Below are 25,717 nucleotides of genomic sequence, written 5' to 3' on the forward strand. Positions count from 1 at the left end.
AACGAGCTCAACGCCTCAGTCCAATTCTTCGGCGAGGCGTTCGGTGTCCGTTCGAAGTTTCCGCATGTACTGTCGCCACTCCAATTCAAGGGTGGTGCGATCTCCGAAACAGTCATCGAAGATCTTGAGCAGTTCGTCTGCACGGGCATTCCAATCCTCTTTGGTAAACTCGCCTTCAGGATCCTTCAGTTGACCGACCCGCTTGTAGAATTTCATCAACGAATCAAAGCGTTGGTTGAACAGAAAATGCGTCAACGCCCAAGCTTGCCCGTAGGCGGGTAACTGGTTTCCAAGTGCGGACTCGAGCACAAAGCCGAAATCGGACACGATAAACTCGAGACTCCCCCGCAATTTGTCACGTTCGAGAATTCGGTAGTAGTTGATACGTGTTTGATCGACCACACCGACACCGCTCCACTTGGCCAATTTTGCGGATTCAAAATACGACGCCATTCCTTCGTGGACCCATCGGACGAACGCGGCGTCGCGTGGGAAGACTCCCGTGTTCGCCGTCAATTGATGGATGGCTTCATGAGAAACCGTGGAAACATCTTCACTTTCGCGAGTGATATCGATCAGCAGTTCGATCGTTTTCGCGAACCGGATCAGGTCACCTGCACCGGGAAGGCGATTCCTCTTCGCGTTCGTTCTCGCCGTGGTGAGTTGTTGATCGAGCTCCATGAGAACTCTGAAATGCTCGGAGGTTCCCGAATCGTAGAACATCGAAATGTTCTCCTTCGGCAGATAGAACCCGGCGGTCTGTTTGAGACTCCCGCCGAGGCGTCGTTCCATCTGAAGGAAATCTCCGTGGCGACTGAACAGCACTACTTCGAGTCGCTCGCGTGGCGGACGTAGAAAGACCCCACGAAACGCGAACGTTAAGAAATACGACTCGTAAACCGTCTCAAGCAATTCGAGACGCATTTCGGCGCGAGTCTTCCCCGTCACTTCGTCTTCGGCTTGCTCGGCATCATGCAACAGGAGAAAGTGCTTGCTGCGTGTCACCTGCATCTCGCGTCCGCCGACGAAGTCCCGCGCGTGCGCTTCAATTTTGGGATCGGTTGGCACCGACGCGTTGAGGTAGCGCATCAGTCCGGCGAGTTTGCGAAGCTTCAAATGCTTCGGGTCGATCTTCCATGCGACGCTAAGGAGCGACTTGGATTCCTCGAGCATCCCGTTTTCGAGGCACCACTGTGAAAGCTCGAGTGCCTTCTCGACATCGTTTTCCTTGCGAACCGTCCGCAGGCGTTTGGCATAAATCGCCTGAGGCGACGGACTCTTCACCACATGAATGTCACGGGAACTGAAGTGCAACGATCCGCGCGGATGCCGAAGCGTCGCATTCCCACCGGCGTGATGCGTCACCGATCCTTCGAGCAACAGTTGCAACTGCGTCCCCGGCAGTCGGTAAAGGGTGTAGTCCGCCCGTGCGGTGGTCATGAATGGCTGCCCACAGAAGGACAGTAACAATAGCAAGAAAATTGCGAAAGAATGAACTCGAATCATGCGAGCGCGTGCCTCCAAAATGCCCAATAACCACGAAACCTAAACCGCCTCCAAACAGAAGCCGGAATTCTTGTTTCGCGTCCACAAACGGGACACCTCAGAAAACCATCTCACCTCGCGTGCCCCATTCGACGAGATGCCCCCCAGTTTAAACCAAACACTCCCCCGACGTTTTCGCGATGCAAATTTTTCCACCAGCCACCTGCTCGACGCCTGTCCTGCTCCAACACCGCCCTTCTTTCTGACGAATCACTTGCCCGAGTGCTGCGGCACTTTTGTGCTAGAAGAAATGTCGATCGTGAAGGTTTTCGTCTCGCCGTTCGTTTAGCCTTTTCGCCTTGGCGGAGAACTGCCCCGCGCCGCAACGCAATGGTCACGTCCCCGCCGCTCTCCCTCCCGCCCCCCACGTCCTGCTGCGTGGTTCCCCACCAAGAGAAGACTGCACGTGATTCGCTTTTGCTTCCGCTCTGTATTCCTGCTCGCCACGGTACTCTGCGTCTCATCCCCGGTTTCAGCGATGACGCCAACGGTCCTCCGCTGTGAGTATCTCGAGAACCCACTCGGGATCGACGCAACAACGCCACGTCTGAGTTGGCGGTTGGAATCCGAACAGCGAGGGCAACGGCAAGTCGCCTATCAAGTTTTGGTGGCGTCGACAGAGGAAAATCTCGCGACCGACGTCGGTGACCTCTGGGACTCGGGACGCGTCGACTCTGATCAAACGTTGTTTGTCCCTTATCAAGGAAAAACGTTGCGTTCGCGTCAGCAGTGTTTTTGGAAGGTGCGGTCGTGGAGCAGTGACGCGGATCAACCACGGTGGAGCGAACCGGCATCATGGTCGATGGGCTTGCTCGAGAATGATGACTGGCAAGCGGATTATATTTCTTACCGTGACACAGATCCCGTTCACAACGATCCGGCTGAATTGCATTTGCCTGCCGCTCGCCAATACCGCCGAGAGTTCGCGGCGTCCAAGACTGTTGAACGCGCAACCATTTACTGCACCGCATTGGGCGTATACGAACTCAGTCTCAACGGTGCGCGCGTCGGCGACGCTTTCTTTGCCCCCGGTTGGACCGATTATCGGCAACGTGCGTACTACAACACCTACGACGTGACCGAGATGATCCTGAGCGGCGGCAACGCGCTCGGGTTATGGGTCGCCGACGGTTGGTACAGTGGCTACGTCGGGTTCGGTTTGCTAACCGGCATCGGCACGGAGAAAACAGGGCGTTCAACCTATGGCAAGACTCCCTCGGTGATGGCGCAGTTGGAAATCCATTACACCGACGGAACGCACGAAACGATCGGCACGGATGAAACATGGAAAGTTTCCGGAAACGGTCCGATCGAAGAAGCGGATTTCCTGATGGGAGAATCGTACGACGCGACAAAAGAAACGCCCGGCTGGAACGAAACCGGGTTCGATGATCACGATTGGGAAAACGCCGTTCTGGCAAAAGACAACGGGAGCAAGACGGCAACGTTCTATCAGTTTCGCAACCCTAATCGTCCGAACCAACCGGTCAGAAAGGCAGGCGAAAAGGCGGAGTTCGGTTTCGTCCGACCAAAACTCGAAGCGTTTCCTGGCGTCCCCGTCCGCATTACCGAGGAGGTTCCCGCAAAGAAGGTCACACCACGACAACCGGGAACGTTCATCTTTGACCTCGGGCAGAACTTTGCCGGAATCATTCGTCTCAAAGTAAAAGGCCCCGCCGGCCAACGCATTCGAATTCGATACGCAGAAATGCTGCATCCCGACGGTCGAATCATGACGGAAAATCTCCGCAAGGCACGAGCGACGGACTACTACACGTGTCGCGGGGACGAAAACGGTGAGGTCTATCAACCTCGATTCACGTTTCACGGTTTCCAGTATGTCGAGGTATCCAATTACCCCGGCACACCGACCCTCGACAGCGTCACAGGTTTGGTACTGCATAGCGACACGCCCATGGTGAGTTCATTCACCTGCAACGATCCCATGGTCAACCGGTTGTTCCAAAACGTGTTGTGGACCCAACGGGCGAACTTCATCGACCTTCCCACCGACTGCCCCCAACGGGATGAACGAATGGGTTGGACCGGTGACGCACAGGCATACATCGCAACGGCGGCGTACAACGCAGATATCGGTGCGTTCTACACCAAGTGGATGCGTGAGTTGATGGAATCACAACGGCCTAGCGGAGCGTTTCCGGGCTACGCGCCGTTCCCCTTCCAGCACGGCCAAGACTTTGGAACCGCGTGGGCGGACGCGGGCGTGATCTGCCCGTGGACAATTTGGCAATGCTATGGGGACACACGCATTATCGAGACGTGTTGGCCCGAGATGACCAGGTTCATGCAGTGGCGGCAGCGCACGAGTGTCAACGATCTAGGAGTCGCACATGGGAATGCCTGGGGCGACTGGTTGGCTCAGGGCGTCAAGACACCGCTGGAGTACATCGACAGTGTGTACCTTGCGATCTCGGCAAAAATGATGTCGGAGATGGCCGAAGCGATCGGCCGTGACGACGCGGCTCAACAATATCGTGAACAATTTCAACGAACCAAAGCCGCATTCGCAGACAAGTATCTCCGCGAGGATGGCAGCGTCAACGTAAACACACAAACCGCGCAGGCGTTGGCCTTGTTCGCAGATTTGATTCCGGAGGAGAAACGAACCGCGACCGCTCGTCACCTCGCGAACATGCTCAAAGCAAACGGCAATCGCATGGCGACAGGCTTTCTCGGCACGCGGCCCCTGTTGCCGGTACTGTCGGCATCGGGGCAACACGACCTCGCGACGTTCCTTTTGCAGTCACGTGAATTTCCTTCCTGGGGTTACGAGATCCGCAACGGCGCGACGACGATTTGGGAACGATGGGACAGCTACACGAGAGAAGACGCGTTCGGTCGGCACAATGCGGCGATGAATTCGTTCTCGCACTACGCCTTCGGTGCGGTATGCGAATGGATGTTTCGCACGCTCGCGGGAATCCAGTCCGACGGACCGGGATACAAAAAAATCATCATCCGCCCCACTGTGCCCTCACCAGGCAGCAACGCATTGCACGAACCGATAAACCGAGTAGACGCCACCTACGAAAGCATCCGCGGGATGATCGAAAGTCATTGGAAGCTAGAAGATGATCGGTTCGAGTTAGGCGTTCGCATTCCCACCAATACGACCGCAACCGTGTTCCTACCAACAGACGACGCGGCCAGCATCACTGAATCCGGAAAATCGATCATCAGTCACCCGCACGTTCGCCTGATCGCTCAAACCGATCAAACGTGCCAACTAGCTGTGCAGTCCGGCGAGTACCAATTCGAATGTGCCAGCGGAATCGCTCCGGCCGAAGAAGCGTTAACAACGAGCGAACCGATTGACAACTCGGTGAATCCCGAGGGTATCGACCTAACGGGTTTGAAAGTCGTCGCCTCCTGGGATTTCTCCAATCTGGATGAAATCCAAAAATGGAGTGAACGCGAACATGTCAAAGTAGTGTTCAAAAACGGTAAAACGAAATTGATCGCCGCGGGGCCTGACTCGAAACTTTCCACGAAGTTGCCCCAGGGCCTAACGGGGAGTCTCGTGATCAAACTTCGCGCGACCAATCAAGACGACGTAACCAGTCAGTTCTATTGGCGGGGCGAGCGTCAGAGTTTCAGCGAGCAACGGCAATCGAAGCGAACACTCAAAGGTTCCGAAAAAACGCGAGACTACCTTTTCACGCTCAACGCCAAGGAAGCCATCCGCCACCTCCGATTTGATCCTTTCGATAGTTTCGATCCCTATGCGGACAAGGGAGAAATGATGGTGAGTTCGATCACCATCTATCAACTCTCCCCGTAATCGCCAGAGCGAAATCGTCTCACGGGAGTGACCCCACGACGAACCTCTCCCGAATCAACACGAACAAACGTGTTCGCGAATCTTCGACCTCGCGAGTAAACCTTTTGCCGAACGGATAGAACTCAAGTGAATGCCCTTCCTATCAAACCTCGATTTCGTCCGACATCGACGCCCGCTACCGCGCAATCACAGACAGACGCGCGTTACCTAGCACTGAGTTGTTTGCCGCTGCGTTATTTGGCGCTGCGTTGTCTGTCCCTGCATTGTTTCGCATGGCTCTGCGTTTTGACCGGAATGACCGCGGTTGCTAACGACCAGCCCAACGTGGTTTTCATCTTGGCAGACGATCTCGGTTACAGCGACACGACGTTGTACGGCACGACTCAATTTTACCGCACCCCGAACCTGGAGCGTTTGGCGGCGCGGGGGATGACGTTCTCTCGGGCGTACTCGTCGAGCCCGCTGTGTTCACCGACCCGTTCGAGCATCCTGACCGGGCTCAGCCCCGCACGCACTCAGGTGACGGCTCCTAATTGCCATCTGCCCCACGCAACGACGAAAGCTGCCCCCGGTGCGAAAGCGGCCGCGAACCAGAAAGCGATCATGCCATCGTCGGCAACCCGTTTGGATCCAGCCTTTGACACGATCGCGGAACTCCTGCGGCATCAAGGGTATGCGACCGGTCACTTCGGCAAGTGGCATCTCGGCCCCGAACCCTACTCGCCGCTGCAACATGGTTTTGACGTTGACATTCCGCACTGGCCAGGCCCCGGACCAGCCCGGGCTTACGTGGCACCGTGGAAGTATCCTGACTTCGATCCACAAACGCCTCAGGAACACATCGAAGATCGGATGGCTGCCGAAGCGGTGGCCTACATGGAGGAACACCGCGATGAACCGTTTTTCCTCAACTACTGGATGTTCAGCGTCCACGCCCCGTTCGATGCCAAACCTGAGTTGATCGCCAAATATCAAAAAAACGCCAATCCAAACGATCCTCAACACAGCCCCACGTACGCGGCAATGATCGAGAGCATGGACGACGCGGTCGGGACGTTGCTCGACACACTCGATCGATTGGAGATCGCCGATAATACGATCATCATTTTTGCCTCGGACAACGGGGGCAACATGTACAACGAAGTAGACGGCACGTCCGCGACCAGCAACGCTCCGCTGCGAGGCGGCAAAGCAACGATGTATGAAGGTGGTGTGCGTGGCCCTGCCGTTATCGTTTACCCGGGCGTGGTGAAACCCGGAACCCGTAGCGATGATGTCATTCAGAGCATCGATTACTTCCCGACGATCTTGGAACTGCTACAGATTCGCGACCGTCCCCGGCAGGGTTTTGATGGGGTCAGCATCGTTCCGGCATTGATCGGTGGCAAAATTCGTCGCGAGGCCATCTACACTTACTTCCCACACAGCCCCAAGATTCCCGACTGGTTGCCGCCCGCTGTCAGCGTGCACCGTGGCGACTGGAAGTTGATTCGACTGTTTCATCATGGGGAACGAGGCGAACACCGCTACAAACTCTTCAACCTTCAACAGGACATCGGCGAAACAACCAACCTCGCTTCGCAGTACCCCGACTTGGTAATCGAACTCGATGCGATGATCGAAGAATTCTTACAAGACGCCGAAGCCGTGTTGCCAAGCCCCAATCCGAACTTCGATCCGGAACGCTACGATCCTAGCCTCGAAGGGAAAGCGGTGCGAAAGAAGATTTCGCGGCCTGCTGCTCGGAAACCGAATTCGCCACCGGCACGCCCTGTTGCGGGATGGCACCCGCGTGGCGATTGTCAGATCACCATCGAAGACGGAGCATTGATTGTGCAGAGCATCGGTGGCGACCCTCATTTTTCCCACCCGCTGCCCCGACCGGTTTCGTTGCCGGAGCAATCCGCCGGACCGTTGGTGCTGCGTTTCACACTGACATCAAACGCAGACTCATCGGGGGAATTGTTTTGGCAAACGGCCGGACCTGGCCCACCCTACCGTCAGGAACGCAGCGTTGATTTTGAAATAAACCCCGACGGGAACGCTCACCAATACGCGATTCCATTTCACGCTGACGCCCCCGTCAACGGCATCCGCATCGACCCGGCAACCTCCTCAGGACAAATCCGAATATCAAATCTGAGGTTAACGGATTCAAACGAAAGCGAACTCTACGTGTGGGAAATTAAGTGATCCATGGTCAGGAATAGCTGCATGAAACGACAACCAAAAGTTGCCGGTTTTCGGTATCGAATGTGCCGGCCGGTGGACCGCGTTTGCCTGGTTCTCGCGTTCGTCATCTCGATTGTTTTCGCATCGCCAATCCGAGCCGACGTGACTGAACCGACGAAACAAGAAGACCGCACGTCGCCGGTCGCACCCAACGTACTCGTGATGATGGCCGATGACCTCGGTTACTCTGACCTTGGTTGCTATGGCGGTGAGATCGACACGCCCGCGATCGATCAGCTAGCAGGTGAGGGGGTGCGTTTTTCTCACTTCCGGGCAACGCCCATGTGTGTGACATCGCGCATCGCTTTGTTATCGGGGATGCCATTTGACGACGCCGGCAGGAATGCCTACTCGCACGCCATGCCTCTGCCCATCCTGCTGCAGAACGCTGGGTACCGGACCATGATGACCGGCAAATGGCATGCGGGGACACCAGACCCTCGCGAACAACGTTTGTTTCATCGAGCGTTTGGTTTTCTCGGTGGAATGACGGACTGCTTTGTTGGCGGCGATGATTGGTTCTTGGATTCGCAGCCCTTCCGTGACTTTGATGCTGATTTCTATTCGACCGATGCGATTGCCGAAAAGAGCATCGAGTTCATGGACGAAGCGGCCCAATCCGATCAACCGTTTTTCATGTACGTTGCCTTCAACGCGCCGCATCACCCATGCCAGGCTCCCCGATCTTTGGTAGAGAAGTACCTGCAGCGATATGAGAAAGGGTATGAGGCGATCCGATCGACGCGGCACCAACGTCAGATTCAGTTGGGCTTGATCGGTGGGGACATGCCACTCGCTGAGGTCAGTGAAGAAACTCGCCGCTGGGACGAATTGACCGAACATCGCAAACAAGTAGAGGCGGGGCGCATGGCAGCGTACGCGGCAGCGGTGGAGGGAGTTGACACCGCGGTCGGTCGAATCATGCGATTCTTAGACGATCATGAGAGGACTCGCGACACGCTCGTTATTTTTCTGTCCGACAACGGAGGCGACTACAACAACGGCGGGATCGACCACGACGAGAAGCAGGTCGCGTGGGCCCCGGGTGGCAATCCATCGTCGAGCAACGGTTGGGCATCGGTGAAGGCGACACCGTTTCGGTACTACAAACACGCCTGTCACGAAGGCGGAATCGCGGCGCCGTTGATCATCCGTTGGCCGCGAGATCGTGGCAAAACGGGTCGCATCGTTCATGAATCAGCGAACATTACCGATTTCTATCCAACGTTGGTCGAGCTCGCCGGTGCGGAATACCCGCGTAAATTCGAAGGTCGACGGTTGCGGCCCCTGAGCGGTTCCTCGCTGATGCCGCTACTCGCTCCTGCGGGGAAACGAAAATCTCTCCCCGTTTACCAACGCTATGACGTGTCGAAAGCTTGGATCGAAAACGACTGGAAAGCCGTCAGCCTCTACAACGGCCCTTGGCAATTATTCGATCTGAAAAACGACCGATCCGAACGCAATGACTTGGCGGCGGAGCACCCCGAGCGACTCGGCCGACTAGTAAAGCAGTGGAATGAACACGCCAAAGAAGTCGGAGTCCCGAAGACATCCTTGGGTTCATCAACGCAGCAAAAAGGATGGGGCTGGCACCGGCTAAAAATGGTGTGTCCCCATTTAATACAACTCTCGCCCGCCAACGGCTCAACCACTTCGTCGCAGCAAATCACAGTATCGATGCAGTTTGACGAGCCGATTGATTTCACCGGCACCGAAGGGAGATCCATCCGGCTGTATTCAGTGTCCAACGAAAGCGAACCGGTTTGGGAAGCGAGTCCGGACGCGAGCCATGCATCGCAAGGGAAAAATGAAATCGTCTTTCAAAATATCCCAAAACTTCAACCCGACCAGGGCTACTATTTCCGGTGGGATCCGGGATGGATCCACGTTGGCAACCGCCCGGTCGGTGTGCTCAACGACGGAGCCTTTTGGTGGCGATTCCGGACACCGGTCGAGTGAACCACACGAACCGCGAGCACGAAATTCCATCAACCAAACATTTCCGTAAATGACTCATGGATGTCGTCCAATCTGTTGATTGCGACCAAGCTTCTTTACGCAGAAAGCGTTTCAGCAATTAGCCGTCGGCAAGCGATTGTGCACCGACGGGCATGTCCTTCCTCGTCGCCTCTTTCCATCTGGCGTCGATTTATTAAGTGCAGCATCTGGTAGTGGATGAGGCAAGGAGTCCCTTGCGTGGGAAGGATTCGTTGCCTCATCCACTACGGTTCACGTCCTACGGTATACGTTCTCGGCGAAGGACGCGTCGAAAAACGTCGGTAATAAAATCGACTTCTCCCGGAATAAACTCTGACAATCAGAGATGCAAATCAACTTCTCGCGACGCTCTCGTCCCAAGTGCCCCCCACAGACCGAAAGGGCTCTCGGCACCGGGTTGGTTACCACGAGCAGCGGTTCCATCGACATGGACCACGGGATGCCGACTGTCACCGGCTTCGATGGAATCGGTGACGAAACGGACTGCTCCGTCTGCCAACAAGACGTGCGTGCCGCCGGGATGCCGACTCGACGTCGGATAAACGCCTGAGTTGCCTGCCGAGAAGATACAGAGCTCGCTGTTGGGTGGGAGGATTGTGTTGAATTGCGAAAACATCGGCAGCATGTCTGCCCAACGAAACCCTCGTCCGTTGGAAGGAGTGTGTCCCAAGTCTGGGATCGGCTGCCTCCATCTTCGCGGCTGTTTCGGATCAATCATGAAGCTATTCTCGCACCACTTGGGATTATCCCGATGGGGCACGTTGGGATCATAAGCATTGCCTCCGACCGCCCGCCGCGTCTCATATTCAGCGGTTCGAACGTCATAGTCACCCAAGTCCGTCGCGATTTCGCCGACCAAAATCGTCGTCGATGTTCCGTCAGAGATATCACTGAATCGCGTGCGTTGATGTACCACGAACGCGCCCCTCAGCGCGGCGGCGGCCTGTTTAGAATCACCTCCTAAATCAGGATTATTTGCTAGGACCTTGGTGACAAACAGATCGCGATTGCCGAATTCCAACTCAACACTGGAATCACCGACGCACGCCGCATAGTTGGTACGGCCCACTGCGGGTAGACCATTGCCCGGATCGCTCGGACAACGAAACAATGGAACGTTCATCGTCCAAGGATCGAAGACCGGAGTATCGGGCGTGGGTCCCATCGCGGGATAATCGGGACCATTGCCATCGATCGACTTTCCTGGCGAGGTCTCGACTGTCCCATTCGCGTCGCCATCGTAGGGGTTGGAAACCACTTGCCACAGTGCAGCTTGCTCCACAAAGGGCAGGCATCCCACCAGAAAACTCAAACGCCATCGATTTGCATTGGAGCAACTCTTCCAATATTCGTCCGCGAACGGCTCCGCTGGATTGGTCCCGACTCCATGGATCGGAAAACTCTGAAACGCCGAATGGTAGTTGTGCAGCCCAATGCCCAATTGCTTGAGGTTCGACTGACACGCCGCACGACGGGATGCTTCACGTGCGTTCTGCACCGCCGACAGCAAGATCGCCACCAGCACCCCGATGATTCCGATCACGACCAACAACTCAACCAACGTGAATGCCTGTTGGCGATTCAAGTTTCTCCCGCTTCGCACGGAATAGTCGTTCCGTTGAACAAAACTTCTAACGGAATCAAGATCGTTCATTATCATCATTTGCTACTCGCCGAGTTGTGATTCGGATTTGTCTTGCCGCTGCGAAGCTCGTACATCGATTCTCCCATGTGCGCGATGGCATCGGTCAGTTCGCGGTAGGGCGTGTTGGTGATCGTCACCAAACCCACATTTGCGTTTTCACCGTCGCCGCGTCCGGTGACAGGCATATCGACGTATTGAAACCAGTGCGTGCCAACGATCGCCGGATGCTTCAGCGCACTGGTGACGTACGCCTCGTACTTGCTCGCTCGATCAGCTTGGTCATCGGCGGGCAAGTGAGTCGGATGCAACATGCCACGATCAGTCGCCCCGAAATGGAACTCACCGATGACAACCGGTTTGTCGATTCCATCAGGCAACGCCAAATTGTCGGTCAGATAGTGGTAGTGATTGATTGAGATGACATCGCAATGCTTAGCGGCGATCCGCAGCGCGGAATCATTCATCCAAAAGAAACGGCAACCAAGGTACAACCGACCCGGCGCGAGATGATGCAGTCTGTTTGCGATCGTCGAGAAATACCGATCCACCAAACGCTCTGAAAAAACTCGCCGATCCGCGAGCGATGGCGAATCGTCTGCGTTGGCTTTACCCGCAGGCCACTGCATCGAATGAAGGAAGCTATCCCAGTCGGCGTATTGAGTTTTCCACGCCTGATTCAACGCATCGATATCAAGATATTTTTCTTTCAACCAATCGCAAAACTTGATCTTTGCTGGCTGCGTCGCAGGACTTCTTAGGACGCCATCGGCCAAACTGTAATCTTCTCCAAAACTCAGTTCGTTATCGACAAAGATGCCTATACACCATGGATCGTCAAAGCAGTGCGAAACGGTTTGCAGAGCACTATCGACAACCTCCGGAAAATCCGACGAGTAAACATCAACAAACCGTTGCCAGTTACTCGTCGAGCCGGCAATCATCGTCGCACCTTCCAGGCGGCAAAATGCCGTGTAAGGTGTCCGTTTCAAGGACGTGATCGCCGGATCGCTCCACGCAGCCATCGTATTGAGCCCCCAGTCGCGAAGTCGATCATGGGCTTGGTCCGCAAACCGAGCAGGCCACTGGGCACCAAAACGCCGATGCAAGTTTGCGATGAAGAAGTTGTAGCTCAGAAAGGGCACCCTCGAGTTGTAAAACTCATGATGCGCCCACTCAGCACGATGATAGTAATTCCCTAGCGGGTCGAGTAATTCCTTCGTCTCATCTGACGCATCGCTTGATATATCCGTCTTCCGATTGGTGTTATTATCCGGCAGCCAAGCAAAATAATGTTCTCGGTCTTGAACCCCGGTGAAACTGTACTGAGCCGACACACAGTCGACACCGTGCGACCAGAACAAATATCCATCGGGATCGATTAGCCACCACTTTCCATCGAGTTTGACAGTCCGAAAAGCGTCCGTCGCCTCCCGTCGATCAGCCTTTGTCCATCCCCCGTAGCGAGACCACCTCCGCGACACCGATGCGTTCTCGTTTGCCTGCCCGGTCGAGGAAGCTGTCGTTTTCAGTTGTCGGTCGTTTTCGATCTTACCGGGCCAATCGTGTCCGATCAGTTGTCCATATCGGTCGACAATTGGAAATGCGTTTCTGGCTTCTCGAACCTCCGCCGGATCGCTCAGACGCAGATCACCCAGCAGCAACGTATGTGCATGACTTGGACGGCGAACGTAAAGTGTTACCGCCTTGATAAACCCAATCGACCCAATGCACATTTGCCCCGGACTCACATTCATCGCGTCTGTCTCAACCTCCGCATCGAACCTCCATGGTGTTGCGTAAAGCGGGAACGACAACTCACGCGTTTGACCGGGTCCCACAACATCCACGCGGTTGAGTAGGTTTTCGTTGACGAGTTCCAAGCCTTGTACTTTCATTCCGATCTCAGCGGAGTGATCGCTCAAGTTAGTGACGTCGATGGACAACGTTTGATAGGGCTTGGCATTCCAAGGTTCATCGCCGGGTGTCATCTTCACGCCAGGCCATCGAGATTTAACGCCGGTTTGCAAACGCAATCGCGACTGAAGATCCGAACGATCGATTTCGACTTTCGCATCAGTGGTTTGAATCTTGGAGAGATCCGATTGCATGGCCCATCGAACTAGAACTTGCTGTCTCGGTGTTCGCTCGAGAAAGTAGATCACGCATAGGCAACCCGCGATGACCACCAAAACAGCCGAGAAACGCCGTGTCCTGATGGTCGGTTTCATGTACCTGACGCTTTGCGGAACCGAAAGTAAGCCGCAAGTATCGCCAGTCCAACCAACAAGACTGCGATTCGCCGAATCCATGGTGTCCCACTGGGCATCGGAAACCCGTCGGGATAAAAAAGTTCTAAAGGCGCAGGACCGAGTTGCACTTCTTCCAATGTGTATGTCGTTTCAGCTTGACTCGTACCCCGACCGTTGCCTGACGCAATCGCAGTCGATGTGGACCTCGAGGGCAGAAGCAATTCGCCTTCGTATTCAAGATGAGATATTCCAGTGTATCGTGTCTCACCGGAGCCTCGCCCCGTGGCCTTTCCCGGGACAACGGTTTCGCTTTCATACGATTTGATTAGGAAGAATTCGTCGTCTAATGATACCTTGCCCGTTGAGACCTGGTCTTCGGTCTTTGCCGAGAAGGTGACACCAATACTGCCGTCGGGAAGCTTTGCAAATTGATAGCCAACCTCATGGGGCGAGTCGCTCGTGCTATTCAAAACGGCGGAGGCTATCTCATACAGTTTTTCTCCCTCGATTCCGTTTCCATCATTAAACCACGAGGCACTTTTGATCACCGCAAGACCTTCTTCGGTCGATTCCACTTCTGTGATCTCGCCGATTTCATCCGGCGATTTAGAACGCATCGTTATCGACCCTTCCGGTCTGACGATGTTCCGATTGACACGCACGACATTTCCGTCGAGACCGTCATAGCTAGTTCCATCAACCCGGAAATACTTGCCTTCACGCGACCAAAATTCGATTCGTTCCCAGCTTTCCCGGCCATTGAATCCCTTATGCGTGCTTTTCCAAACCGCATGCATGTTGTCGTACTGCTCTTCGCAAGCACGACTGTTCTCAATAATCGCTTCGAGATCCTGTCGAGAGACAGTGTTCTCTTCTGCGAAGGTGGTCGATGTGTGAAGAATGGCGACAAGCACGAGCAGTACTTTTGAGACGGCGATCTGATGAAGCAATTTCTTTTCCTCAAGTGCAAACGGTAAGGACAGACCGGTTGATGAAACCCTCGGCAACCCGTCAAAGATGACGCCTGGATTTTGCAATCGTGTGGCTTGCCCGATCGAACGCCACAAAGGCAGGCGGCTCCCAACCTTTGACCTCGACGGCTTGTGTCACGTGTGCGGTGGATCGCCGAAAGTCTTGGCGACTTTCGCTACGGACTGAGGTCTCGTTTGGGATTAGGGCGGGGTGATTCCTCGGTAGCGAAGCTCGCCAAGAGCTTCGGCGGGAACTGCACAAATCGCCGAAAGTCTTGGCGACTTTCGCTACGGACTTCGACCTGAGTATTGGCTGTAGCGGCCCATCAAGTACTGAGTAGCAGTACCTGCCGAACGCCCCGTGTCTTGTAGCAGTTGCCCCCTGCGATACACTGACATTTGCTTGGGTCATGCCCCCCGTTGCTAGTGAAATATGTATGTTGTTAACAATAGGCAGGTCATTAGGGGGCGTCAATAGTCACTAAGCGATTTTAGGGGAGTTGTGGCGAGGAGTGTCATGCGGAGCATGACCTACTTGGCTTTGCTCCGTTCACTCGGGAGCGGCAACACAGATCAAGGACTCCTGTCGGTTAGCGCCGCTACCGACTCCTACGCGGAAAATGATTTGGCTGTCGCCGATGGCGGGTGACGCGTAGCAATCATCTCCGAGTGAGTTCTTGGCGACCAATTCGTAAGAGTCGGCGGCTTTGAAGACAAAGCAATCTCCCGAGAGATTGGCAACATACACGTGATCGTTACACACCACCGGTGAACCGCTGAAGTTTCCGCCGAGTCGTTTCCGCCACATCTGCTCGCCATCCTCGAGCGACCAGCAATAGGCGATTCCGCCGTCGGTGACCGCCAACACGAGTCCGTTATCCGCGACGAGAGACGGTTCGTAAAGTTTGACTTGGTTGGCCCAGAGACGCTCACCGCTTCCGGACAGGCACACGGTTTCTTTGTCGGGGTAACCTCCCGATGCGAGCAAACGGTCACCGGCGATCACCACCGTGCCGCACGTTGCCTCGGCGATGCAAGGCGTTTCCCAAAGGAGTTCTCCTGTCGACGGATCGTAGCTCGACACGGTATCGCAGCCTGAAATCAGCAATTGTTCACGTCCATCGATAGTACCAATCGCTGGACTGGAGTAACTGCTCACGTTCCCCCGAGCGATTCGCCATGCGGGTGTGCCGCTGGTCCGATCGAACGCGGCGAGGTAACCGCCACCTTGATTGTCCGCGGCGATGACGACTAACGATTTGTAAATGAGCGGCGAAGGTGCGTAGCCAAATTTCGGATTGAACGCTCCCGCTTCCTGTTGCCACAATTGTTGCCCATCGAGATCCAACGCCGTGACAAAGATTTTGTCGGAATTCAACATCGCCGCAAACAATCGCTCGCCGTCGCTCGCCACCGTCGAATTGGCGTTGGTGCCCTTTTTGTGAATGCTGCGTGGCGACGGGAATCCGCCATCGTGAATGACGGTTTGCCATCGCTCGCTGCCATCGTGTTTGTCATAGCTGACGACGGATTGCTTTTGCTGATCATCCAACGCTGTGGCAACGATGACTTGGTCGCCCACGATGATCGGACTGCTATGCCCGCGTCCAGGAACGTTGGCCTGCCACGCGACGCCGTCACTTTGCGACCACGTGGTTCGCAACGGCTGATCGGGCGCGACTCCGTCTCCGGCCGGCCCACGCCAAGCCGGCCAATCCGATTGCTTCGTCGTGATCGCTTGGTCGATGATTTCGACGCCACTTTGGCCGGTCGACAATTCCTCGACAGGAATTTTCTTGGCACATCCGGCTACCGAATTCAGCAAGCATACCGACACGACGAGTGGCAGCGGCAATCCCGCTAGAAGAGTCAATCGAAACATAAGCCAACTCGGCGGTATGAATGAGGAATGAGGAGCAACCGTCCAACGCGGAAAACAACATCCGCTACGCAGTTGGCCGGTTTCTATACCGCCCGTTATCGTACCGCCTGTTCACCGGACAGAAGTGAGTGTAGCAGGCGAAGGCGCCGTTTGCTGTGTGTTGAGTTGCGAACGGGTGCGAACGATTTCGTTCAGAAACACCCGCCGAATCGCGTCGTACCCACGGTCGTTCGGGTCTTCGATGTTGTCGTAGAACCAATAGTGCGGGTCGGCGTGATCGTAGTGTGCCCTCCAGAACTGGCGGCAGTGCGAACCATGACCGAGGAATGTTTCATAAAGATTCACGACATGCACGTTCTCGCGCGCGGACGCGACGTCGCGGATCGTTTGATTGTATCGGGCATGAATGGCGAGCCCGTCGTCCCAGTCCGGCAGAAAGATACTCGGTGCGTCGCCGACACCATCGGTCGGGTCATAGATGTCACCGACATAGACAAGGCATCCGCCCGGAAATCGTTCATTGAGCCCGTCGAGAATCTGGTTGAGCCGCTCGTGAAAATTCACGATCCATGGTTCGGCCTGCTCCAACGTCGCGCCGTACATCGCACCTTCCTCCGGTGGACGTCGTCCGTAGGAATGGATCAGGTCGTTTCCGCCGGTTGTCATCACGACCAATCCAAACATATCGTCCGGGAAGGGGGTGACCCGAGTTTGCAGCGTTTGTAAATGCTCGATGGATGTAGAGCCGGATACGGCGACGTTCTCGGATGTGAGGTTGGGCAAAACAACCGAAAGACATTTGCCTTTCATGTCGTCGTATTCATCGCTTGGGTTTTGTCGCAAACGTTCAAAGTACGTGTGGCTGCGTGATTTGGCGCCGAGCCCGCGTGTGACGCTGTCGCCGATCCCAAAGAGCAGAATCTTACGATCGGTCCAGACGGAATCAAACGGGGCTTTCGCGACCTTAGGCCCGGCCGATCCGCTGCCTACCGGACGGCGCAAAAACAGTTCGATGTACGCGGGGACAGCTACCAGGATGACGACGCCAAGCAACAAGAGCCATCGACGGCTGCGCGGTCTCGATTCGTTCATGTTTCGGCCCACCTGCGGAAGAGACGTTCGCGATCGATCCGCGGGCCTCTAGCGTTGCCCCCCGGAGCGACGGAAGCATTCAAGATAGCATCTCTGTCGTCACCGTTGTCAGGAAAACGGCTCAGGGTAAACAGCGCGTTCCCGTAGCGAAGCTCGCCAAGAGCTTCGGTGGGGCCTTGAGAATCGTCGAAAGTCTACGCGACTTTCGCTACCGGTTAAGGAGTCGCCGATCCGGTGATGAGCGTTTCGGATCGATGCTTAGCTCGAGGCGACGAGAGCTTGTTCGGGATGGGTTGCGTCCACCGAAACTTGCCCCGATGCGACGCGGCGTTGGTAGTCAGGCCAGACTTCTTCGGCGAGCTTTTCTTCGCCCAACGTGATCGTCTCATTCACGTTCAAGTTGCCTTTGACAATGTGTGCCGAGTTCAACGCGTAGAACCCAGGAACGCTCGTGACGACCGGTGGTAATCGCGTGCTGTAGTCGACCGTGGACAATGCCGCCACATACTTCGCACGAGCGATTTTGAACTCAATAACCTGATCGCGTGAAAAGTGGTCATACATCTTTTCCAGAGTCGAGAGGCATTTCTCGCGGTAGTCTTCGTCGGACTCGTTGAGACCCTCGTGATCGTCGGGCAAGTACTTCGGCAGATAAACGAGGTGTTTGCCACCGAGTTGCGTTTGCGGATCGACGATGGTCGACATCTCGATCACGGCGGTGAGTGGCACCCACGTGTCGGTGATGTTGGTCACGTAGTATTCGCTGATCGGTTTTTCCATCAGCATCGACGCGCAGACGACGCCGAGGTAACGGATGTTGCGGTGTTGTTCCTTTTCCTTTTCAGTCAACGCGTCGCAAGAATCGGCAATGAACGGCGACGCGATCGTGGAAACGACGTTGTCATAGATTTCGCTGTGACCGTCCGCGAATTCCACGCGGAGTTCGCCCGTATCCATCGGAACCACGCCCTTCACCGGAGACGCGGTCTTCATTGTCACGTCACGACCGGAGAGCCAACCGACCCAACTTTCGAGGACCTGCGCGTATCCGCCGGGAACATAACCGAACATCTCGGTCTTCATTCCGCTGCGGCGTGCCTTGTACATCCGCGCCGTGTGTGCCCAGATAAACGCGGCGGAGGTTTGTTTGTAGGCTTCGCCGAGTTTTGCTTTGAGCAGCGGTTGCCAGATTTTTTCAAACACGCCACGTCCAGACCAACGACGCAGCCATTTTTCGACCGTCAATTTTTCCAGTCGTCGCCAGTTGCGAATTTTGGACGCGTAGAAAATTGTCCCGCCGAGCCGCAACTTTTCAATCAGCGTCAGCGGCGGGAACTTCAGAAATTCTGCCGTGTTGCTCATCGAGAGCAATCGTCCGCCGGCATAAAACCCGGTCTTGGTCTCGACCCACTTCATTTTAGATTCGAGCCCGAGTCGTTCGAGCACGGCGCGGATCTTCGTGTCGCTCATCAGCGTGACGTGATAGAACCGATCCCAAATCACGTCACCGTCTTGCCCGTTGTTGAGATTCCAGGCACTCGTCAGACCGCCCATCGTGGGTGCGGCTTCGGCGAGCGTCACGTTCTGCCCGCGGTCGCGAAGATCCGTCGCGACCTGCAGTCCCATCACTCCACCACCGATCACGAGCCAACGACTCGACGGCGCCGAGTCGCCGCCACGTCGATCCGCCGAGCTAGGTTGCCCCACCGAGCCGGATGGATAATCAGAACGGGACGCCGATTGATTCGTTGATCTCTCTGGCATCCAACTACGATCCCTTCACGCGGTGTCGCCCGAGCATCTTCAGTGTCAACCAGATCGTGCGGAAGACCTGCATCTTACTCGCACCGCCCTTTTGGTCGTAACGCAAACGCAGCGGGACTTCGCCGAAGACGCATCCCATCTTTCGCAGTTTCAACAACACGTCGGCCATGCACGAGAATCCGGTCTCGCCGACAAAGTCATCGCCGTACTTCGCAAAACCGTCGCGGATCGCCGATGCCCGGTAGGCCCGGTAGCCGGAGGTGTAATCACGCACACCGCGGGTTGGGAACAACAGGGTGAACAGCGCCCGGGCGCCGATGCTGAGGAAGTGACGCTCGATCGGCACACCGACCACGCGGGCACCGTTTTGAAAACGCGAGGCGATCACGCAATCGCATCCTTCGTGAACCGACTGCACCATTCGGTTGATCAGCCCCGGCGGGTGAGTGTTGTCCGCGTCCATCGTGATGATGATGTCACGTTCACCGGCGCGGTCGACGGCTTCCTTGAGTCCATCGCGGATCGTCACGCCGAGGCCCTGATTGACGTCGTGTTTGACCAAATGCACTGGCATTTGAAACGACATCTGCGACGCGATCTTGGCGGTGTCGTCTTTGCTGCCGTCATCAACGATCACCACCTCGTAGGGCAGACCGCTGTCGGCGAATGCTTCACCGACCCGTTCGAGCAGTTCGGGCAGGGCTTCCTGTTCGTTGTAGGCGGGCAGAGCGAGAATCACCTTCGCGGGCCGGAACCGCAGCGGATTGGGGGTGGTCGCGGCGGGTGTCGACGTCGCGGGAACGGCGTCGCTCACAGCAGAATGTTGAGGTCTGGGTTCTGGATTGGGGGAATTCATAGGGCCCGGCCGGAATAGAGTTCGTTTGTTCACTGTCGAAGATGTGTGATGATAACTGAAAGAGCCATTCTATTCAGCCGTCCACCCATCACAACTGACACATATGGAATTACTTGCTCTGGGCTTAATTACCGAAAATAGCTAACCTGAGGAGGCGTGAGTGACGCGAATTTTGAGGATTCTGCCGTGCTCGCGCCGCCCCGTGGGGTCTGGTTTGGAGTTGTTCATCGATCGTCTCGGGGCGGAATCGATCCGCCTCTCGTTCACTCGCCCACACGTCCCCTCCAACAAAATCGCTGGTCCGTTGCCTACCACCGTTGCCGAGTACACCGCACCCACCATGTCCACCGGCGGCCCTCTGATCGACCTGCGGAGATACGCCGATCGCGAACACCTGCTGCTGGCCTCTTACGCAATGCACAGCAGCGACTCGGCAGGCCGCGTCGAACACGAATCCCCCCACGCCTACCGGGGGCCCTACGGTCGTGACCGCGACCGGATTTTGCACAGCAGCGCATTCCGCCGACTTTCGGGAAAAATGCAGGTGTTCACGGGAGAAATGGGCACCTACCACCGCACTCGGCTGACCCACACGTTCGAAGTCGCCTCGGTCGCCCGGACGCTCGCCCGCGTCCTGCGGCTCAACGAAGACCTGACCGAGGCCCTCGCGTTGATGCACGACATCGGCCACCCACCCTATGGCCATTGCGGCGAAGACGTGTTGTCAGAATGCATGCAGTCGGTCGGCGGTTTTTCACACAACCAATTTGCACTGACGATTGTCGAAGAGCTGGAACAGCGTTATCACGCATTCGCCGGCTTGAATTTATCGGCGGAAACGTTGGCCGGCCAAGACACGCGGGCTCACAAGAGCGAAGCGGCCGTGGGTCGGGCACCGTTGCTCGAAGTACAAATTGTCGATGCCGCCGATTCCATCGCCTACGACGCTCACGACATTGACGATGCCCTGCAGATGGGATTGCTCTCGATCGACAGCCTCTCGGAACTCCGGATCATTCGCCGTGCGATGCGACGGGTTCGCGAAAAAGCCGGCGAGCTGCCAACCGGGGCGATGCGTCAACTGCTCGTGCACGAACTGATCGATTTGCAGGTCAGCGATCTGTTGCAGGTCTCGATCGAACTGTTGCAGACCGCACAAGGCATGACGGCCGATGACGTCCGTGACGCGGGAATCCGTGTCCATCACAGCGAAACACTCGCGGCCGAACGAGCCGAGTTGGAACGTTTTCTGTTCAACGCGGTGTACCGGCACCCCAGGTTAATTCCGGTCCGGGAGTCGGCGGCCAATCGGGTGCGGGTGTTGTTTGACGTACTGAGCCAAACGCCCAGCCGATTACCGCTCCGATTCCGACGTCGGGCAGAATCCCTGCCGCTGGATCGCGTTATCGGCGAGTACATTGCCGGAATGACCGACCAGTTCTGTGACCAACAATTCGCGAGTCTGGAACACTCCACCGCCGGGCCATTGGCGGACTGGTAGAGTGCCAACTGATTGCCGGGCTGTTGATTTATTCGTTTAACGGCAATACCGTTCAATTTGCGTTTAACCCGTGCCCGAAGGGTAGGTTGTGTTCCGTCAAGCGTCGCCTACGGCTACCGGTTAAACGAAAACGCCACAACCCGGTGCTTCATTGAACGGTATTGTGGTTAAACGAAAACAGGTTGACTCTTGATTAAACGACAAACCGTTGAGCCTCGGGCTGAATCCCCGCTGGTTGGAACGGTTGCCGGTTTGAAATGCCGCCGAGATCGATTGCCACCAAGAAATTACAGCTTAATCGCAAAAGCACAAAACACTGGTGGTGTTTGCCTCGTCCCACTACAAACCGAACCGCCGGCCTCAGAATCGGCTCGTTCAAGCGGCCCAACCCCTGGGCGATTCGAGCAGACCATTTACACTGTTCGATTCCTCCGCTTTCCCCCACCTCCTTGAAGCATTTAGGTCGGTCCGCGTTACGAGCGTGGGCTGCAGACACATATGGCACTGATTGTTCTGCGTCTTTTCTTTTTGCTCTGCGCCGGTGGCGTATCGGCAATCATCAACACCTCGCTCGATAGTGGCAGCTCGGCATATCTCCCGTGGATGAATTTTATCATCATCATGGGGCTCGCGGTGGGGATGGTGATCTTTGACATTTACCTGCCGCGCAAACGCATCGACACGATCACGTCGGTCTATTTCGGCGTGTTGGTTGGGGTGTTATTGACATACATTTTGACCATCGCGGCGGCTCCGTTTTTGGATCAATTCAGCAACGCGAACCACATCCGTTTGGTGCTCGGGATCTGTTTGTGTTACCTGTGCACGTCGGTGTTGTTGCAGACCAAAGACGATTTCCGGTTCCTCATCCCTTATGTCGAATTTGTTCGTGAGGTGAAAGGTTTCAAACCTTTGATTCTCGACACGAGCGTTGTGATTGACGGACGGATCGCCGACCTGGTCGCAACCGGCGTATTCGACAACCAATTGATCATGCCCCGTTTCGCTCTGAGCGAACTGCAGGCGATCGCCGACAGCAGCGACAAACTGCGTCGAACCCGCGGCCGTCGTGGACTCGACGTGCTCAACCGATTGCGTGCCGACGAGAACGTCGACTTGCAAATCTTTGACCGCGAACTGCCCGAACTCGCCGGTCAAACAGTGGACCTGAAATTGGTCCTTCTCGCCAAACACCTCGAAGGCAAAGTCGTCACGGGTGACTTCAACCTGAACAAGGTCGCCAAGGTTCAAGGCGTTCCGGTGATCAACCTGAACGAGATCAGCAACGCGTTGCGACCGGTGTTCTTGCCTGACGAAACATTCCGTTTGCGAGTGATCAAACCGGGCGAAGGGCCCGAACAAGGAATCGGCTATCTCGACGATGGGACGATGGTCGTGGTAGAGGGTGGTCGAAATCGGATCGGCCAGGAGCTCGACGTTCGCGTCACGAGCACCCTCCAAACCAACGCCGGCAAAATGATCTTCACCAAAGTCGACTGATACTGGTTCTATGGCAAAGAAAAAAACAGCACCTTCCACGTTCGAATACGTGGAACCGATCGGAGACCGTGTACTCGTCCGCAAGGATGAACCCAAACGCGAAACACGCGGCGGGATCGCGTTGCCTGACGCCGCTGAAATCCCGACCATCACCGGTCGCATCGTCACGATCAGTGCTGCGGTGGAGAACGACGATGAACTACCGCTCCGCCAATACGACAAGATCCTCTTCCACCCTAAGAACGCAATCCCCGTCGACCTTGAGCACGACAATCAATTGTTTGTTGTCCCCGTGGAAGACATCGTCGCCGTCTTTCGTCGCAACGCGCCGGAGGAATAGCCGTCACGGGCTCCCGCGGTATCGTTCTGGCCTCATGATGCGTTAACCTGCAACGTTGGAACGTGCCAACCTGCAACGTGCCATTGGCGGACGCGTGCCATTGACGGACGAAAGCCAGCCTCCCCGACACGACCTAATCGTCGTCGCCGACGCTCGTGTCGAAGTTATCGTCTTGCCACAAGATCACGTACGCGATCGCTTGCGTACGGCAACCACCGAGGCTGAGGTGGATCGTGTCGACTCCCGCGTCGATTGCTCTTTCCTGAGCACTCCCGGTCAGCGAAACGAACGGGCCACTTTGAGGTCGCGTCAGAATTTCGATCTCGGTCCAGCGGACTCCTTTTCGGTGGCAATGCAGGGCTTTGTAGACCGCCTGCTTTGCCGCCCAACGACGCGAGAAGTGACTCGTTGCGTCAGGCAATTGGGCACAGTGATCAATTTCGGCCGGCGTGAAAACTCGCTCGAGAAACTGCTCACCGTGCTGTTGAATCATTTGCGAGATCCGGGCGCACTGCACGATTTCGGTTCCGACCGCAACTATCGCCATCGCTTTACCTGATCCCGCACGCGGATCGTGCCCGTTCGAGAACCCCGCCGGCAACTTCGCGAGCCCGAACGGCACCGGCGGCCAACACGTCACGAACCGAATCGAGATCCTTTTCGAGTTCCTGCCGACGCTCGCGTGCGGGCGCAAAGTGTGCCTCACTGACTTCCGCGACGGCCTTCTTGATCTCGCCGTATCCGAACCCACCGGCGCGGTATTTCTCCGCCATCGCGGCGACCTCATCCTGCCCGGCAAACAATCGATAGAGTTCGAACAAATGATCGCCTTCGGGATCCTTGGGGTCTTCCATCGGGCGACTGTCGGTGACGATCCGCATGATCTGTTTGCGAATCTTCTTTACCTCACCAAAGAGCGGCAGAGTGTTGTCGTAACTCTTGCTCATCTTTTGTCCGTCGGTACCGGGAACCTTCGCACCGACATCGAGCGTTTGAGCCTTGGGCATGACAAACGTTTCGCCGTACGTGTGATGGAACGAACCGGCGAGGTCGCGGCAAACTTCGATGTGTTGAACTTGGTCGACCCCGACGGGAACGATTTGCGAATCGTACGCGAGGATATCCGCAGCCATCAAAACCGGGTACGTGAACAAACCGGCGTCGGCGGGTAGGCCACGTTCCTTTTTGTCTTTGTAGGCGTGGCATCGTTCGAGCAATCCCATCGGTGTCACCGAAAGGAGCAACCAAGTCAGCTCGGTAACCTCAGGAATGTGCGACTGCACGAACAAAGTCGCCTTGTCGGGATCCAGACCGAGGGCGAGCAGATCGAGCGCGGCGTTGATAACGTTGTCACGCAGTTGCTCGGGATCACGAACCGTGGTCAGAGCGTGTAGGTCGGCGATGAAATAGAACCCGTCGTTCTTTTCCTGCAGATCAATGTATTGGCGAATGGCACCGAAGTAGTTTCCCCAGTGAGGCCGACCGGTCGGTTGGATGCCAGAAAGTACACGCATGAAACGATGAAAAAGTGGGGTGAGAGGGGAAAAAGAAGTGCGACGCAACCAGCCGCCAAGCGGTCAAATCCGATAACGAAAACCGTGACACATCCGCGTGCGGAAAAACGATTCTAGTTGACCGACGTGATTCTAGTGCATCTCGAGGCGTCCGTCGCGACGCCCCCGCGATCGATCAACGTATTTCCCACGGCTGAACAGATTTCCGGTCGCTCAAAGCATTCCCCCGGCGGATCAAAGCCCGACGCGGCCACCGCAACGAATTCTTCTCGCCGAGGTGGGCCGCCGATTCGTACTCGGCGAGATCGCGTCCGCGACTCCGCGTCGGCGGACACACGTTTGTCAAACCGTTCGCTAGACAGATATCAGCCCGCGCCGACCGCGGCGGCGAGCTGCTCGTAGGTGCGTTGACTATCGACCCGGGCACCGCGGTTGTCGCATGCGATCTGATAGAGGTGCTGCCCGACCGGCGTCGGATATTGCCCCGTCACGCATGCCTGGCAAAGTTTGCTCTGCGGCAGATCAATCGCCCTGGCGAGCGCTTCGACAGGCAGGTACCGCAACGAGTCCGCACCGAGGTCATCGGCGAGACGTTGCTGTGCGTCCTCGGTGAGCTCTCCGTCGAGCGAGAAATACTTCGGTGCGATCAACTGATCGATCGTGCTCATGTCGATACCGTAAAAACACGGTGCCACGATCGGCGGGCATGCAACACGGACGTGAATTTCTTTAGCACCGCCGACGTCACGAATCCGGTCGAGCAACGCGTTCATCGTGGTGCTGCGGACGATCGAGTCCTCCACCAAGATGACCCGTTTGCCTCGCA

16 protein-coding genes and 1 pseudogene are annotated in these 25,717 nt (G+C 56.1%); 6 read left to right on the forward strand and 11 right to left on the reverse strand.

Translation table 11 applies throughout. The features are described 5' to 3' along the window. Positions 1-15: 15 nt before the first annotated feature. On the reverse strand, positions 16-1,440 hold the full coding sequence (locus tag RSSM_RS14125) for a DUF1570 domain-containing protein (RefSeq protein WP_008679842.1): 1,425 nt from the start codon (positions 1,438-1,440) through the stop codon (positions 16-18). Between the two features lie 511 nt (positions 1,441-1,951). On the opposite strand from RSSM_RS14125, the gene RSSM_RS14130 reads away from it, so the two are divergent. The 3 genes from RSSM_RS14130 (at position 1,952) to RSSM_RS14140 (ending at position 9,538) form a co-directional block, all read left to right on the forward strand. Further along, the gene (locus RSSM_RS14130; protein WP_236621148.1) at positions 1,952-5,347 is read left to right on the forward strand and encodes a glycoside hydrolase family 78 protein; all 3,396 of its coding nucleotides are present in this window, start codon (positions 1,952-1,954) and stop codon (positions 5,345-5,347) included. 126 nt (positions 5,348-5,473) lie between these two features. Next, on the forward strand, positions 5,474-7,540 hold the full coding sequence (locus RSSM_RS14135) for a sulfatase (RefSeq protein WP_008679849.1): 2,067 nt from the start codon (positions 5,474-5,476) through the stop codon (positions 7,538-7,540). 21 nt (positions 7,541-7,561) lie between these two features. Further along, positions 7,562-9,538 carry a sulfatase-like hydrolase/transferase gene (locus RSSM_RS14140; RefSeq protein ID WP_008679852.1) on the forward strand — a complete coding sequence of 659 codons (1,977 nt, stop codon included), beginning with the start codon at positions 7,562-7,564 and terminating at the stop codon, positions 9,536-9,538. A gap of 358 nt (positions 9,539-9,896) precedes the next feature. On the opposite strand, the gene RSSM_RS14145 is transcribed toward RSSM_RS14140, so the two are convergent. From RSSM_RS14145 to RSSM_RS14175, 7 genes are all read right to left on the reverse strand, one after another. Further along, positions 9,897-11,162: a DUF1559 family PulG-like putative transporter gene (locus RSSM_RS14145; protein ID WP_236621149.1), complete on the reverse strand. Its 1,266-nt coding sequence runs from the start codon at positions 11,160-11,162 to the stop codon at positions 9,897-9,899. Between the two features lie 74 nt (positions 11,163-11,236). Continuing rightward, the gene (locus tag RSSM_RS14150; protein ID WP_008679854.1) at positions 11,237-13,330 is read right to left on the reverse strand and encodes a beta-galactosidase; all 2,094 of its coding nucleotides are present in this window, start codon (positions 13,328-13,330) and stop codon (positions 11,237-11,239) included. A 116-nt stretch (positions 13,331-13,446) separates the two neighbouring features. After that, on the reverse strand, positions 13,447-14,421 hold the full coding sequence (locus tag RSSM_RS14155; protein WP_144059810.1) for a hypothetical protein: 975 nt from the start codon (positions 14,419-14,421) through the stop codon (positions 13,447-13,449). 571 nt (positions 14,422-14,992) lie between these two features. Continuing rightward, a complete protein-coding gene (locus RSSM_RS14160; protein ID WP_008679858.1) occupies positions 14,993-16,324 on the reverse strand; it encodes an outer membrane protein assembly factor BamB family protein in 1,332 nt (443 codons plus the stop codon). Between the two features lie 111 nt (positions 16,325-16,435). After that, a complete protein-coding gene (locus tag RSSM_RS14165; RefSeq protein ID WP_044302543.1) occupies positions 16,436-17,416 on the reverse strand; it encodes an SGNH/GDSL hydrolase family protein in 981 nt (326 codons plus the stop codon). A 258-nt stretch (positions 17,417-17,674) separates the two neighbouring features. Then, entirely contained in the window at positions 17,675-19,180 is a 1,506-nt protein-coding gene (locus RSSM_RS14170; protein ID WP_008679862.1) for an NAD(P)/FAD-dependent oxidoreductase, read from the reverse strand. A gap of 4 nt (positions 19,181-19,184) precedes the next feature. Beyond that, a complete protein-coding gene (locus RSSM_RS14175) occupies positions 19,185-19,994 on the reverse strand; it encodes a glycosyltransferase (protein ID WP_008679864.1) in 810 nt (269 codons plus the stop codon). A 400-nt stretch (positions 19,995-20,394) separates the two neighbouring features. On the opposite strand from RSSM_RS14175, the gene dgt reads away from it, so the two are divergent. The 3 genes from dgt to RSSM_RS14190 all read left to right on the forward strand — a co-directional run bounded on the left by dgt (position 20,395) and on the right by RSSM_RS14190 (position 23,377). Beyond that, positions 20,395-21,537, forward strand: coding sequence for a dGTP triphosphohydrolase (gene dgt, locus RSSM_RS14180; protein WP_044302557.1), 1,143 nt, complete (start codon positions 20,395-20,397; stop codon positions 21,535-21,537). 498 nt (positions 21,538-22,035) lie between these two features. Further along, complete coding sequence (locus RSSM_RS14185; RefSeq protein ID WP_008679870.1) at positions 22,036-23,037, forward strand: PIN/TRAM domain-containing protein; 1,002 nt, start codon at positions 22,036-22,038, stop codon at positions 23,035-23,037. A 10-nt stretch (positions 23,038-23,047) separates the two neighbouring features. Beyond that, entirely contained in the window at positions 23,048-23,377 is a 330-nt protein-coding gene (locus RSSM_RS14190) for a co-chaperone GroES (RefSeq protein WP_008679872.1), read from the forward strand. A 133-nt stretch (positions 23,378-23,510) separates the two neighbouring features. On the opposite strand, the gene acpS is transcribed toward RSSM_RS14190, so the two are convergent. The 3 genes and pseudogenes from acpS to RSSM_RS14205 all read right to left on the reverse strand — a co-directional run. After that, positions 23,511-23,924 (reverse strand): holo-ACP synthase, encoded by a 414-nt coding sequence (acpS, locus tag RSSM_RS14195; protein ID WP_008679874.1) that lies wholly within the window; start codon positions 23,922-23,924, stop codon positions 23,511-23,513. A 4-nt stretch (positions 23,925-23,928) separates the two neighbouring features. Continuing rightward, complete coding sequence (trpS, locus tag RSSM_RS14200) at positions 23,929-24,891, reverse strand: tryptophan--tRNA ligase (RefSeq protein ID WP_008679876.1); 963 nt, start codon at positions 24,889-24,891, stop codon at positions 23,929-23,931. Positions 24,892-25,256: 365 nt separating this feature from the next. After that, positions 25,257-25,717: pseudogene (locus RSSM_RS14205) on the reverse strand (amidophosphoribosyltransferase); the annotation flags it as partial.

It is taken from the genome of Aporhodopirellula sallentina SM41, from assembly GCF_000346505.1.
GTDB classification, from domain to species: Bacteria; Planctomycetota; Planctomycetia; order Pirellulales; family Pirellulaceae; genus Rhodopirellula; species Rhodopirellula sallentina.

Excerpts from the sequence above, each read along its gene's own strand:
- RSSM_RS14165 (WP_044302543.1), bottom strand. The coding sequence starts at position 17,416 with ATGAACGAATCGAGACCGCGCAGCCGTCGATGGCTCTTGTTGCTTGGC.
- trpS (WP_008679876.1), bottom strand. The coding sequence starts at position 24,891 with ATGCGTGTACTTTCTGGCATCCAACCGACCGGTCGGCCTCACTGGGGA.
- RSSM_RS14160 (WP_008679858.1), bottom strand. The coding sequence starts at position 16,324 with ATGTTTCGATTGACTCTTCTAGCGGGATTGCCGCTGCCACTCGTCGTG.
- RSSM_RS14185 (WP_008679870.1), top strand. The coding sequence starts at position 22,036 with ATGGCACTGATTGTTCTGCGTCTTTTCTTTTTGCTCTGCGCCGGTGGC.
- RSSM_RS14150 (WP_008679854.1), bottom strand. The coding sequence starts at position 13,330 with ATGCAATCGGATCTCTCCAAGATTCAAACCACTGATGCGAAAGTCGAA.
- RSSM_RS14125 (WP_008679842.1), bottom strand. The coding sequence starts at position 1,440 with ATGACCACCGCACGGGCGGACTACACCCTTTACCGACTGCCGGGGACG.
- acpS (WP_008679874.1), bottom strand. The coding sequence starts at position 23,924 with ATGGCGATAGTTGCGGTCGGAACCGAAATCGTGCAGTGCGCCCGGATC.
- RSSM_RS14190 (WP_008679872.1), top strand. The coding sequence starts at position 23,048 with ATGGCAAAGAAAAAAACAGCACCTTCCACGTTCGAATACGTGGAACCG.
- RSSM_RS14170 (WP_008679862.1), bottom strand. The coding sequence starts at position 19,180 with ATGCCAGAGAGATCAACGAATCAATCGGCGTCCCGTTCTGATTATCCA.
- RSSM_RS14140 (WP_008679852.1), top strand. The coding sequence starts at position 7,562 with ATGAAACGACAACCAAAAGTTGCCGGTTTTCGGTATCGAATGTGCCGG.